Source organism: Gemella parahaemolysans (assembly GCF_053758945.1).
In genome coordinates this window covers 19,843-33,080 of record NZ_JBSMTP010000009.1, presented here as the reverse complement: position 1 = coordinate 33,080, position 13,238 = coordinate 19,843, and the positions used below count along the sequence as shown (strand labels likewise).

14 protein-coding genes, 1 tRNA gene and 1 riboswitch are annotated in these 13,238 nt (G+C 29.0%); of the genes, 8 read left to right on the top strand and 7 right to left on the bottom strand.

What is annotated here, in order from left to right:
- Positions 1-29: 29 nt before the first annotated feature.
- The 3 genes from ACWOBP_RS06325 to ACWOBP_RS06315 all read left to right on the top strand — a co-directional run bounded on the left by ACWOBP_RS06325 (position 30) and on the right by ACWOBP_RS06315 (position 3,102).
- On the top strand, positions 30-890 hold the full coding sequence (locus ACWOBP_RS06325) for a rhodanese-like domain-containing protein (protein WP_455337977.1): 861 nt from the start codon (positions 30-32) through the stop codon (positions 888-890).
- A gap of 132 nt (positions 891-1,022) precedes the next feature.
- Positions 1,023-2,513, top strand: coding sequence for a TIGR04282 family arsenosugar biosynthesis glycosyltransferase (locus ACWOBP_RS06320; protein WP_455337976.1), 1,491 nt, complete (start codon positions 1,023-1,025; stop codon positions 2,511-2,513).
- 10 nt (positions 2,514-2,523) lie between these two features.
- Positions 2,524-3,102 carry a TVP38/TMEM64 family protein gene (locus ACWOBP_RS06315; RefSeq protein ID WP_314090507.1) on the top strand — a complete coding sequence of 193 codons (579 nt, stop codon included), beginning with the start codon at positions 2,524-2,526 and terminating at the stop codon, positions 3,100-3,102.
- A gap of 44 nt (positions 3,103-3,146) precedes the next feature.
- Here ACWOBP_RS06315 and ACWOBP_RS06310 read toward each other — a convergent pair whose 3' ends face one another.
- On the bottom strand, positions 3,147-3,830 hold the full coding sequence (locus ACWOBP_RS06310; protein WP_455337975.1) for a LiaF transmembrane domain-containing protein: 684 nt from the start codon (positions 3,828-3,830) through the stop codon (positions 3,147-3,149).
- A 6-nt stretch (positions 3,831-3,836) separates the two neighbouring features.
- Complete coding sequence (locus ACWOBP_RS06305) at positions 3,837-4,289, bottom strand: LytTR family DNA-binding domain-containing protein (RefSeq protein ID WP_455337974.1); 453 nt, start codon at positions 4,287-4,289, stop codon at positions 3,837-3,839.
- 200 nt (positions 4,290-4,489) lie between these two features.
- Between ACWOBP_RS06305 and ACWOBP_RS06300 the strand changes: the two genes are divergently transcribed.
- Positions 4,490-4,586: transfer RNA gene (locus tag ACWOBP_RS06300), tRNA-Sec, on the top strand.
- 59 nt (positions 4,587-4,645) lie between these two features.
- Here the strand turns inward: ACWOBP_RS06300 and ACWOBP_RS06295 are convergent.
- The 4 genes from ACWOBP_RS06295 to tehB (ACWOBP_RS06280) form a co-directional block, all read right to left on the bottom strand.
- Positions 4,646-5,302, bottom strand: coding sequence for an energy-coupling factor transporter transmembrane component T (locus ACWOBP_RS06295; protein ID WP_455337973.1), 657 nt, complete (start codon positions 5,300-5,302; stop codon positions 4,646-4,648).
- Positions 5,283-6,653 carry an ATP-binding cassette domain-containing protein gene (locus ACWOBP_RS06290; RefSeq protein ID WP_455337972.1) on the bottom strand — a complete coding sequence of 457 codons (1,371 nt, stop codon included), beginning with the start codon at positions 6,651-6,653 and terminating at the stop codon, positions 5,283-5,285. The genes ACWOBP_RS06295 and ACWOBP_RS06290 overlap by 20 nt, the downstream gene beginning before the upstream one ends.
- On the bottom strand, positions 6,653-7,210 hold the full coding sequence (locus tag ACWOBP_RS06285; RefSeq protein WP_455337971.1) for an ECF transporter S component: 558 nt from the start codon (positions 7,208-7,210) through the stop codon (positions 6,653-6,655). The genes ACWOBP_RS06290 and ACWOBP_RS06285 overlap by 1 nt, the downstream gene beginning before the upstream one ends.
- A 78-nt stretch (positions 7,211-7,288) precedes the next feature.
- Positions 7,289-7,378: riboswitch (TPP riboswitch) on the bottom strand.
- A gap of 60 nt (positions 7,379-7,438) precedes the next feature.
- Positions 7,439-8,302: an SAM-dependent methyltransferase TehB gene (gene tehB / locus ACWOBP_RS06280; RefSeq protein ID WP_455337970.1), complete on the bottom strand. Its 864-nt coding sequence runs from the start codon at positions 8,300-8,302 to the stop codon at positions 7,439-7,441.
- A gap of 159 nt (positions 8,303-8,461) precedes the next feature.
- On the opposite strand from tehB (ACWOBP_RS06280), the gene ACWOBP_RS06275 reads away from it, so the two are divergent.
- Together ACWOBP_RS06275 and ACWOBP_RS06270 are read left to right on the top strand one after the other, a co-directional pair.
- Positions 8,462-8,923, top strand: a complete 462-nt coding sequence (locus ACWOBP_RS06275) for a low molecular weight protein-tyrosine-phosphatase (RefSeq protein ID WP_455337969.1) — start codon at positions 8,462-8,464, stop codon at positions 8,921-8,923.
- 122 nt (positions 8,924-9,045) lie between these two features.
- Positions 9,046-9,549, top strand: a complete 504-nt coding sequence (locus ACWOBP_RS06270; protein WP_455337968.1) for an N-acetyltransferase family protein — start codon at positions 9,046-9,048, stop codon at positions 9,547-9,549.
- A 43-nt stretch (positions 9,550-9,592) separates the two neighbouring features.
- On the opposite strand, the gene tehB (ACWOBP_RS06265) is transcribed toward ACWOBP_RS06270, so the two are convergent.
- The gene (tehB, locus tag ACWOBP_RS06265) at positions 9,593-10,432 is read right to left on the bottom strand and encodes an SAM-dependent methyltransferase TehB (RefSeq protein WP_455337967.1); all 840 of its coding nucleotides are present in this window, start codon (positions 10,430-10,432) and stop codon (positions 9,593-9,595) included.
- A gap of 192 nt (positions 10,433-10,624) precedes the next feature.
- On the opposite strand from tehB (ACWOBP_RS06265), the gene ACWOBP_RS06260 reads away from it, so the two are divergent.
- Complete coding sequence (locus ACWOBP_RS06260) at positions 10,625-11,347, top strand: metallophosphoesterase (protein WP_455337966.1); 723 nt, start codon at positions 10,625-10,627, stop codon at positions 11,345-11,347.
- 431 nt (positions 11,348-11,778) lie between these two features.
- Complete coding sequence (locus tag ACWOBP_RS06255) at positions 11,779-13,113, top strand: CAP domain-containing protein (protein ID WP_455337965.1); 1,335 nt, start codon at positions 11,779-11,781, stop codon at positions 13,111-13,113.
- Positions 13,114-13,238 lie beyond the last annotated feature (125 nt).

The following is a 13,238-nucleotide window of genomic DNA, read 5'->3' as shown; positions in this document are numbered from 1 at the left end:
TTTATTAAATAAGGAGAGGAAGAAAATAAATGAAATTTAATAAATTTTTAGCTGTAAGTATGTCGGCGGTATTATCATTAACTTTAGTAGGATGTACAACTACTTCATCTGCAAAAGAATTGAAAGGTGAGGAGTTAAATAAAATCCAAAAAGATGACAAGGAAAAAGAAAATTACCTTGTTATAGATATTAGGGATGAAGCATCATATAAAGAAGGTCATCTTAAACACGCAATTAACATTCCATTATCTAAAATAGATAAGAGTATCGAAGAAATTAGAAAATGGAGAGAGAAAAAAGTAGTTGTTTATAGTGATAAGTCTGATAAAACTAAAGATGCTGTAGATAAACTTACAAAACAAGGTTTTAAAGATGTATCTGGAGCTCAAAATGTAAAAGATTTTAGCTATGAACTTGTAAAATATACATCATTGAGTGGAAGTAAATTCCAAGATGCTTTACTAGATACTGCAGCAAATAATGTATTTTTAGATGTAAGAGATAAAGCTGATTTTGAAAAAGGACATGGTGCAGGTGCTAAAAATATCGATATAAACAAATTAGATAGTTTACAGTCTATTTTACCAGAAAATAAAGAGGTTTCTATATATGTTTATAGTAATACTGGAAATAGTTCATCTGTAGTAGCTCAAAAACTAATTGACTTAGGATATAAAAATGTCTTTAATGCAATTGATGGAACTAAGGAATTTAGTTATAAATTTGAAATTGCTGACTGCTGTAAAGATCCAAGTGATACAGTAAAAGGTTCAGAGAAGCATGAAGGACATTGTGAAAACTGTAAAGAAGGACATGATGAGCATAAAGGACATGAAGGACATAATCACTCTTCAGATAAGAAAGATGCTCATTCTGGACATAATCATTAATATATAAGGCAAAAGGGGGACTCGAAATAGCAATTTTAATTAGAGATTTTGTGGTTGAGTTTCCTTTTTTTGTATAAAAAATATTAAATATAGATAGGTTTAAACATTTTACATAAAAGGAAAAATTCAGAGATGAAAAACAAAATAATATTTTTTACAAGAGTACCTAAGGTAGGTACAACCAAAACAAGGTTGTATGATTTTGTGTCTCCGGATACAGCTGTAGAAATTCAAAAAAAATTAATGAAAAAAAACTATAGTGTTTTAAAAGCAAGTGGGGAAGAAATAGTAATCTACCACGATGGTCAAAGTATAGATGATAAAAAGATGGAGAATATTCTAGAAAATAGAGAATTTTTTTATCAAGTGGGTGAAACACTCGGTGATAAAATGTATAATGCAATTAAAGATGAGTTAAAAACCAGTGATAAGGTGATTTTACTGGGTTCAGATATCTATAATCTGCAAAAAAATATTATTACTACTGCATTTGAAAAATTAGATAAGCATGATGTTGTTATAAATCCAAGTGTTGATGGAGGATATTTTTTAATAGGAATGAAAAAAGCTATTAAAGAAGTTTTCAATCTTCCAAGTTACGGAGATAACACTGTTTTAGAAAATTTACTTGATATTTGTAATGAACAAAATTTGAGTTATTATTTAGGCGAAGCCGGCTTAGATATTGATACGAAAGAAGATCTTCTGTTAGCAGAAACAGGTTATAGTAATATTAAGTTATTAGGAGCAGGAGAGTATAATATTAATTTTACCTTTGATGAAGGAGATTTGAAAAAGGTTCTTAGAATAAATATGAAGAGTCAGATGAATCTTGAAAATCAAATAGAATATGAATATGAAACTTTGCAATTGTTGAAAGATAGTGGAGTTACTCCAAAGCCTTACGATGTAGTAACAGAAACAAACTTATTGCCGTATAAATATTTAACAATGGAATTCCTAAACGGAAGACCTCTTAATTACAAAATAGATATGGAAATTGGTGCGTATTTATTAAGTACAGTTCATAATACAAAATACGGTGAAAATAATTTGATAAATGCTTCTAATCCATTTCAGTTGATGTTTGATGAATGTAAACAGATGTCTAGAGAGTATTTAGCTTGGGAGAAGGCAGACAAAAAGGTTAGTAACTATATCAAAATCTTTTTAGAAAAATGTCAAACACTTATTCCAGAAGAATATACTATAGCTAATCCGTGTATTATTAATACAGAATTAAATTCAGGAAATTTCCTAATAGGAGAGAGAAAAGAAGATAGCTATGTTATCGATTGGGAAAAGGCATTAATTGGTGAATGTGAACAAGATTTAGCACATTTCCTAGCCCCGACAACGACATTTTGGAAAACTGATATTATTTTATCAGAAAATGAAATTAATAAGTTTTTAGAAGAATATAATAATTATAGAAATTTTGATAGAGAAAGATTCGAGAGGTATTTAATATTTAATTGTCTAAGAGGAGTTACTTGGTGTAGTATGGCATTTAGACAGTATAGTGAAAATGATAAAATGCTGATGGATGAAACTACATTTAAGAAAATCGCTTCATATATAGAATTAGAGTTTTTAGAGAAAGTATCAGCATACTTTAAATAGGAGGAGAGTAATGACTGAGTTTATTCAAAGTTTTGGTGTCTTAGCACCGATAATTTATGTATTAATGTTTATGTTCTTACCGGTATTTTTCTTTCCAGTTCCGATACTTGCTGTTGCTGGAGGAGTAGCGTTTGGTTTTGTAGAAGGAAGTTTACTAACTTTCGTTGGAGCGTCATTAAATTGTTATATTATGTTTGTAATATCACGTCGTTTCGGTCGTGAATGGGTGAAAAACTACCTTAAGAAAAAAATGACACCTAAGCAACACGATAGAATTTTTAATGTTAGTGATGAAAAACTAATGATGAGTTTAGTAATACTGAGACTAATACCTTTAGTACCATATAATATGATAAACTACGGATATGGTTTAACTAATATCAGTTTATCAAAATATATGATAGCGAGCGTACTTGGTATCATCCCTGGAACAGTAGTATTCTTAAACTTCGGAGCTACTAGTACAAATATCTTCAGTAAAGAATTTTTAATTGCTTCATTATTAGTAATTTTATTAACTGTAGGTTCTATCTATTTATCTAAGTTAGTAGAAAAAAGAGAACAGCAAAAGAAAGCAGAAAACAACTAAAAATAGAACTCTCAAGATTGCTAGAATTCTTGAGAGTTATTTTTTTATACATGTATTATTTTAATTTCTCCGAATGTTACCGAACCATTTAAGATAATCTTCACATCTTTATCGATACTATTAATATACTTTGGAACTCTAGATAAAATATTATTTGTATTATTTTCAACAGACCATTCTTTTGGTACATATAACTTTAAATCTCCAAAGGTAACTGAGACATTAAGTTCAAAGTTTTTAATAGGATAAGTATCTAATTTTTCAAAATAAATAGTAGTAGTTCCAAATGTTGTAGAAGTAGAAAAAGAATCTGATTTAGTTATGTCAATATATTGAGTATTTTCCCCAAATGTTACATCAGAGTAATCATAACCATTTTCAATCTTTTGATGTCTTTTTCTTCGATAAAATTTTCTAATTTCGCTATATTTATATCTTCTAGGAATAATCATAGAAATACCTAGACTAAGGAAAATAGCAACAAAGAATATTTTTCCACCTGATATATCCGCAAAGTGATAATTTTTATTGTATACATAGAATAATAATGCTAGAGGGAATATTGTTCCAAATGAATCAAAATCCATTAAACCTCGGATTGCGAAAAATCCTAGTACAACAGTACATATAGTTAGAAAGATTGATCCATTTGGGAAAATACTAAATCCATCAAGTAAAGTAGTTAATGCAAGGATTATAAAGAATAACCCAATAAAACTTCTTCTCATTTATTTTTACCTCATTTCTTTTAATTTATCTTTTAATATTTTGTAGTAATGTCTTGAAATATGGACTTGCTTCTTTGAATTAGAAAAAGAAGCGGTGCTCGAGCCAGAAAAAGATTTTTCTAGTGAATAAATTGCTTTTGTATTTATTATTGAACTCTTAGAAATTCGACAATAGTAAAAAGGAATAAGTCGCTCTAATTCATATAATTTGAATTTTACTTCAAAAAATTCATCGGTAGTATGAGCATAGACTTTATTATCATCTGTTTCAAAGAATAAAATAGATTCTAGAGGGATAAAATATTCAGAATCACCTTTGTAGAAAATTATTTTTTGAGAGTTTACTATAGCTTTTTCAACTAATTCTTTAATTAAGATGACATCATTATTTAAGTCTGGTGTCTTAATAACTAGTTCAATTTCTTTAAGATTCGAGTCTAGTTCGATATTAATTTTCATATTGTCTCCTCTCTATGATTTGTAATTATATTATACGCTATTTAGTCATAAAACTTAATAGTTTTTAAGTAAGTGGTAAAAAACTAAAACTAAGTGGTAGAAATTTCTTTTTTTAGTAAAAATCATAATTTAAATACTTGTATACGTTAACAAATCACCTTGATTTTTTTTGATATTTAGTATATAATATAGACATATATGGGAGTGGATGAGTTCTGGTGTGCTCTCTAGTCTTCAAAACTAGTATGAGGGGTTAAGAGCCTCTTGGGTGGGTTCGATTCCCACACATTCCCGCCAGTTTTTTATTTTTGAATACAATAAATGCCATCATGAATTTTATCCATGATGGCATTATTCTATATATTAAGTATTAATAAAGCCGTTGATATTAGTAAAAATATTACTAATATAATTACACTTTTGTTTTTATCAACAATATACTTATTATAATGAGTTCTTTGTTTGTAGTCTTCATAGGCATGAACCGTCATTGCTTCTGAAATTTGTGGTTGCCATGTTAAAGCAATAAAAATAGCTTTAGCGTAATAGTATGGTGACCAAAAAGCTAAGAAAACTCCTCTTAAACGACTGGATTTTGTAATCATCTGAGTTTCATATTGGATTCTCGGTAATGCTTGGATAACTACTAGGAGCCCATAAACTACATTTGAGGATAGACCATGCTGTTCGAAATATTTTAACAGTTCTACTAGAGAAATGTATGTTGCCATGAATAAACCTAAGGCTGCAAAGCTATATGTTCTAGAAAAAATTAATAGAGCAAATTTATAATTTGAACTATGAACGATTATGGCCCAACCAGAACCTAATGCTGGTAATAGTGGTACTAGGATGAAATACAGTAACTTTTTCCAGTATCTTGATAGAGAAAAATAGAGAATTGTTACCCCAATAATCATAAAATTTAAAATTAATAATTTACTAAATGAAATCCAAATAGTTAATAATAATACTATTAATGCTAGAGTAGGACTAATTATTTTCTTTTCCATAATCCCCCTCCTTTATATAATGTAGAGTATTATCTGAAATTTCAATATGATAATCACTTCTATTATTCAGTGGTTCTAATCTGTGACTAACAATAATAAATGATTGCCCAGCAACTTTTTTATTTTCTTCAATCCAATCCATTACAAATGAACATGCTCTTTCGTCGAGATGAGTAAAGGGTTCATCTAACAGAAGAAGTTCAGTTTTTTGGCTTAATAAACACATAAGTTGGATAAGTTTTCTTTGTCCTCCACTATAATAATATAGACTTTTATCGAGTTCTTTTTCTAAATCAAATTCTTTTAGAAGTTTTTCTTGCCATGCGGTAGCATGATCCCAAATATCTTTTTGCATAGAAATCTCTTCGCGAGGCATCAAACTTATAAACTGTTGAAAGGCATCTTGTAAACAAGTGCTTATTTTTTTATATAGTTTTCTTGATTTTTTAACCTTCAAATTATTAAAGTATATATTTCCATCATACTTTTTTAATTGAGAAATAGCATGAAGCAATGTTGTTTTTCCAGTACCATTATCTCCAGTTAAAGTAGTAATCCCTTTATAAATGTCAAAATTACTTATATTCAGTAGTTCCTTATCACCTTGGTTAATCTTAACATTTTCTAGTTTTAATATTTGATTAGATTTAATAGTATTACATAGACTAATATTATTAGAAATAATATTAGGGTTATTAATTAGCTTGAAATGTCCATTTTCTAAACAATAAAATGTATCTGCATAATTTAGATAAAGTTGATATTCATGATCACAAACAATTATTGTTACTCCATGTTTGTTTAAGTCTTTCAGAAGAGTCAATAGAGAATTACGAGTCTTCTTATCAACATTGGCAAATGGTTCATCTAAAATTAAAACTTCACTTCCCATAGCTAATGCTACAGCAAAAGCAGCTCGCTGTCGTTCCCCCCCAGATAATGTATGGATATGCTTAGTAGAAATTTCTCGAGTGTTTGTAATTGATAAAGCATAATCTAGTTTTTCGTTAATAATCTTGGGTTCTAGACATAAATTTTCTAGAGCAAAGATTATTTCTTCTTCTAAAGTAGGCATAACAAACTGATTAATTGCATGTTGCATCACATATCCAATTTTTTTAACGTGTTCTTGCATGGGAATATCAACAATATTTTTTCCTCTATAACTAATTACTCCCTCGTAATGTTCTTTATTTAATTTACAAATAGTACGAAGTAGGGTAGACTTACCACTACCAATATTCCCGGTTAGAACTAACCAACTATGTTCTTTTATTTTTAAACTAACATTATCAAACAAGACTTTATCTTTAATTTTTAGAGAAAAATTATCGATTTCTATAATATTCATTATTTATTACCACTATTTTGTACTTTATTAACAATATTTAAAATTAATTTAACGCAGATGACTCCAAAGAAGAATACAGAAATAAAACGTACAATTAGAATTGCTAGAATCATACCTACAGAAAATGCTTCATAACCAGCTTGGAAATACTTATAAGCAAAGCTAAATAGCGTAATACCTACTGCAGAAAGGAATAGTGAAAATGTATCGTAGCGTTTGTATCTTGTAGCTAAGAAACCAACTTCAGATCCTACTCCTTGTACTAATCCTGAAACAAGAACGGCAGCACCAAAGTATGAACCATATAGCATTTCAGCTAATGCTCCTAGAACTTCTCCAAGTGTAGCACTACCTGGTTTTTGAATAAGTACTGCAGCAACCGGTCCAGCCATTACCCATAATCCAAATAATATTGAGTTAGCGAATGGTGCGTATCCTACTGCTCCAAGAGCAGCTTTTAATGGAACGTAAACCAAACTTGTTGCAAGGAATATCCCCCCAAATAAGAATCCTATTAAAGCTATAATAATTATGTCCTTTGTAGACCATTTTTTCATAAGAAAAACCTCCTGTTATTTTATATTCATTAAAACAACAAGAGGTACTTTTAAAATCAAAAATACAAATAAGTATAGTTAGTTAAATTAACATTTTCCTACGGCTGTACTAACAACGTCAGGTTCTATGGGTATAATCTCAGCATAAAAGCACCCCAAATGTTTTAATGATTGCTAAAATTATATCATACGTTGATAACGGTGTCAAAAATGTAGCTTGAAAGAAAATTATTTAATTTTTTTAGCAAGCATAGTAGCAAAACGTAGCTTAAATCTATTACCATTAGCATCAGTTTTATGAAGTTGTCCAAAATCTTCATTATATTTAATAAACTCCCAGTTTTTATAATATTCTTTAAGTTCATTTTCTTTGAAAGTAAAAGGGAACGGTAGTGGACAAGGGGCATCATCAGTAGACATAGCAGCAACTATTAAATTATAGCCACCTATATTAGTTTGATCTTGCATATTTTTAATAACTTTAGGAATAGATTCTTCCTCGATAAACATTAAAACTACTGTTGAAAAGATGAAATCATAGGTATTTCTAAGAGCTGCTGTATTAATATCATAACTACCGATTTTAATATCTAAATTTTCGATTTTTGATGTTTCCATCAAAAATTCTAAAGCAGGAATATTATTATCTACTGCAGTCACTTCAAAGCCAAGTTTAGAAAGAAATAAAGCATTACGCCCCTGCCCAGATCCCAAATCTAACGTTTTACAAGGTTTAATAGTCTCCAAGGCTTCTACTATTTCAGAGTGAGCAGGATTAATATCGTATTTGTTTTTGAAATAATTTTTCGGTTCGCAGTAAAATTCTAAGAAACATTCTAAGTCATCAGATAAAGGTGCAACACGATGCCATGCTTGCGGTTCTACGAATGGAATTTCGCTCTCAGGGGTAAAGATGTGCTCAGCTATAACTTCATTATCTGCAGTTAATTCTGTAAATTGTAATTGTCCTTTTAGAATTGTTAATTTTGCCCAGACGTCTTTTCTAGTGTTGTGTTTTTGTCTAAAAGGTTTAGGAAGTGTTTCAGTTGTCCAAATTGGTAATTGTTTATAGCATACTAAATTTTTTATCATACTAATCTCCTTATTAACGGTTAAATTTAATCTTATTATAGCATGTAAAATATAAAATTCAAATAATGATTAAACTCAGTAAAAAGTACTTTGTTATGTTGTTTTAAAATCTTTATGATATAATAAAAAATATGAAAACAAGAATGAGGTAACGAAAAAATGGTAAAAGTGTTATTTGTTTGTTTAGGAAATATCTGCCGTTCACCAATGGCAGAAGCAATATTTAGAGACATGGTTGAAAAAGAAGGATTAAGTGAAAAAATCTTAATTGATTCAGCTGCAACTAGTAGTTGGGAACATGGAAATCCTGTACACAGTGGTACTAGAAATGAACTCGCTAAAGTTGGTATTGGTGTAGAAGGGATGTATTCTCGTATCCTAAATGATAATGACTTAGATTCAGATTATATCGTAGGAATGGATGATAGTAATATAGAAAATATTAAAAAATTCATTGCAGGTAGAAAAACAGGAGAGGTTAAGAAATTATTAGAGTATGCTGGAGAAGATAGAATTATCGATGATCCATGGTATACAGGAGATTTCAAAACAACATTCAATGATGTAACTAAGGGATGTAAGGCTTTATTAGATAAAATCAAAAAAGAAGATATTAAATAAATAATCGTAAATTAATTTTAAAATATAAAAAACGTCTTTGTTAGGCTATATATTTAGGAATCTTATTATAGATTTCAAAGAAATTATTGTTTAAATTAAAGAAAGTATTTAAGGAGAAAACCATGATAAATATTAGAACGGTTGACTTAAAAGATGCCAGAAAACTAGTAGATATTTATAGACCGTATGTAGAACACACTGCAATTACTTTTGATTATACTGTACCAAGTGTACATGAATTTGAGGAGAAAATTTCGAAATCTATTCAAAGTTATCCATTTTTGGTTGCTGAAGAAGCTAACGATATATTAGGTTATGCTTATGCTAGTGAATTTTATCCGAAGGATGCATACAAATGGACAGCTGAGATTACAATCTATCTAGATGAAAAAGCTCGAGGTAAAGGTGTTGGAGAAAAGTTATATACTGAACTCGAAAGACAACTTTATGATAAAGGTATGTGTAGATTAACATCATGTATAGCATATCCTGATGAAGGAAGCATTTCATTTCATGAAAAAAGAGGATTTAGAAAAGTAGCTCATTTTGAAAAAGTAGGATATAAGTTCAATCGTTGGTATGATGTAGTATGGTATCAGAAAGATATTAGAGAAAATATTGAATAGAAGAAAGCCCCACAAGAAAATAAAAAATCTTGTGGGGTTAGTTTTATTCTGATACTTTTTGAGCAAGGATTACAGCGTACGGATAAGGTGAAGCGGTGATGTTTTCACTATAAGTAATAATTTTCCAATCCTCATAGTATTCCTTAAGTTCATTTTCTATAAAGGTAAAGGGAAAAGGGGTAAGAGGCAAACCATGTTTTGTGGCATTTAAGGCACTTACAATTAAGTTATATCCTTTATCATTTGTTTGCTTTTTCATATTACTAATAATACTGTGGATTCTTGTAGGATTTAAATACATGAATACATCTGTAGAAAATATAAAATCGTAAGTATCCTTTATATTAGCAGTTGAAATATCGTGCTTGAAAACATTTAGATCTAATTTTTCTATAATTGAAATATCTGCTAAATCTTGTAAGAATTTAGCGTTAATGTCAACCGCTGTTATATTAAAATTTAGTGTAGAAAGGTATAGCGAATTTTTACCTTGTCCGGCCCCTAAATCGAGAGTTTTACATGGCTTAACATACTTCATTGCTTTAACAATCTCTTGATGAGCGGGATTAAGATCGTATTTATTAAAAAAATAATCTTTAGGTAAACAATAAAACTCTAAATGAAATTGTAAATCTGTAGAAGTTGGATTTATTCTAAAAATACTTTGAGGTTGAATAGTTTCAATATTATTTTTTTTATTGAGAGTAAGTTGTTTAATAACACTATTTTCATCATCTAGAAAGCTAAGTTTCATTTTTCCTTTAATGATTATTAGTTTAGTCCAGACACCTTCTTTCGTATAAAAACTTTCTCTATAAATTTTGGGTAAGGATAGAGCAGTGAGGTTGGATGTACGTTTAAAGCAAAGTAGGTTATTTTCCATAGTCTGCTCCTTTCGTAATAATTTACTAATATTATATCATGTGAAAAGTTTAATTAAAAATGATAACCTAAAGTAAATATATTAAAATTTATGAAAAGAAGAGAGTTATTTAATCTGATGAAATATTAATATTTACATGAGGATTTATTTGATATATTATAGAAACTATAGATAAATAAAGAAGGTGTTTTTATGAGAATATTAGTAATATCAGATATTCATGGTAGCTTTTATACTATGAAAAAATTATTAAATGAGGTAAATTTTAATAGCAAAAATGATAAACTAATTTGTTTAGGCGATATGTGTGATAGAGGAAAGAATACAAAATTAGTATGGGAGTTTTTTTATAATTTACAAAAAGAAAATTCTAATCATGTAGTGTTATTAGGTAATCATGAAGATATGTTTAATTTAGCGATTAAAGAGGCAATGTATAGTGATAATTTATCTGTAAGACAGGATCATTACTTTAGAAATGGTGGTTTAACAACGCTACAATCATTTTACCCAGAAGCTACTATAGAAAATAGGGGAATATATTTTAGAAAGTTTGCTCAAGAGTATAAGTTTATGAGAAGATGGTTAAAGAATCTTCCTACGAGATATGAAAGTTTAGAGTATTATTTTATTCATGCTGGAGTGGATTATAGTAAAAATTTTTGGAATCAAACACATAGGGATATGATTTGGATAAGGGAACCATTTTTAAGCAGTACTGATAAATATAATAAAAGAGTTTTTCATGGACATAGCCCTGTGAAAGAAGAACCATTTTATGACGAGAGAGATAATAGAATTGCTATAGATGGTGGATGTGTCTATGGCGGAAAATTAAATTTAGTAGTAATAGAAGAAAACAATTTTAAAATTAAACAAAGTAAAATCTTACAAGAAGATGTTTATGAAGAATAGAAAATAGCAGATATAGAGAATTTTCTCTATATCTGCTATTTCACATAAAAAAAAACCGAGAACATTTGTCTCGGTCTCTTATAGAAAAGGAAAGTTTATGAAGTTTATAACTATTTACTAGTTATGATATAATTATAATGTCTGAAACTTAAATATACTTTAAATTTAGTTTTAAGATATATTTGATGTAAAATTACACGAAATTCTATTATATAAGCGTTTGAAGGGGATAATATGGTATTTTGGTAAAAGTTGTTATTTTAAGTAAATAACAAAAATAAAGTAATTAAAGATGTAGAAATATTTCTATAGTGTTACAAAATGTATTTTATATTACAAAATAGAAAAACTATTGATTATGTATAAGATATTGAACTATAATATAGGAGAAGTAATTATTAAAGTTAACGAATTAAGGAGAAGATAAAGCTATGAAAAAAAAGGGATTAAAAGTAACTAGTCAAATTTTAACTGGGATGGTTCTATTAACAGGATTAACAACAGTTCCTACTAATGCAGTAGAAATGAAAACAGCTTTAGTAGATATGAATGTAGCTAATGTAAAAGCAACTGTGTATGAAAAAGAAGGGCATTTTTATGCTAAACTAGTTGCAGATAAAGATGTTTCAAATGTAGTCGCACGTATTACTACTGAAAAAAAAGCAGAATTTTTAATTAAAAGAGATACTATTAAGGCTGGAGAAGAAGTAGTAGTAGAGTTGGATATGACAGCACAAGTACCAACGAAGAAACTACCACATACAGGAGTACAAAGAGAAGGATTTACAGTAGTAAATAAGGCAGGTGGACATGAGTTTAAAATTAATGTTCGTTATGAGGTGACAACACCTGAAGTAAAAGAACAGCCTGAACAACCTTCAAAAGAGCCAGATCCAACTAAGAAAGCAGAAGAGCCTAAGCAGGCTGATGTAAAAAAAGTTGATGATTCTAAAACTAAAGAATCTGAAAAACCTGCATATACTTTCCCTAGCGATATAAAAGATGAAACAACGAAGAAACAAGATGTTGCTTATAGAGTAGTTCCTGCAAAAACTGATGAAACTCCTAAAACAGAAGAAGTAACAAAGCCTGTTGAGGAATCAAAAACTAATGAAACAGCAGTAGAAAAACCAACAACACCTACAGAAGTAAAACCTTCAGAAAAACCAGTAGAAACAGTAGATGTTCCTAAAAAAGAAGAAACAAAAGTTGTAACAGAGGAAAAAGTGGAGCAACCTAAAAAAGAAACTGCACCACAAGTAGCAACAAGTAGAGAAGAACAAATAAGACAGGCATTTATTAATAAAGTAGATCAATTAAGAAAAGTAAATGCACTAAATGCATTATCAGTGAATGTAGCATTAAATACTTCTTCACAAAGAAGAAGTGCTGATGTTCCAACACGTAGAATAGACGGTAATCTTCATGGACCTAATGGTTCTATAAAATATGAAACAGATGCAGCTAAAGCAGCAGGATATACAAAACAAATCTTACCTAATGTTGCTATAACTGGAGAAAATGGAACACCTGAAGAAATTGCTCAAAGATTATTTGATATATTATTCAAAGAAATTGGAAATGTTTCAGCTTACAAATATGGTCACAGAAATACATTATTAGATAGCACAGCAACTGAACATGGTGTTGGAGTTACTATAAGTAATGGACAAGTTTATTTAGTACAACATCAAAATACTAGTGGACATTTTAATGGGACAACACCTACTCCAGGTAAATACTTAGATGGTTCGACATCAATTTAGAAAATACAAGTACTGTAAAATAATAAATGTAAGAAGCTAATTTAGAGATTATCTAAGTTAGCTTTTTATATTACAAATTTAGCTCAACTTCTTTTAAAATTTATTGATTAGATATAATAAGTAAG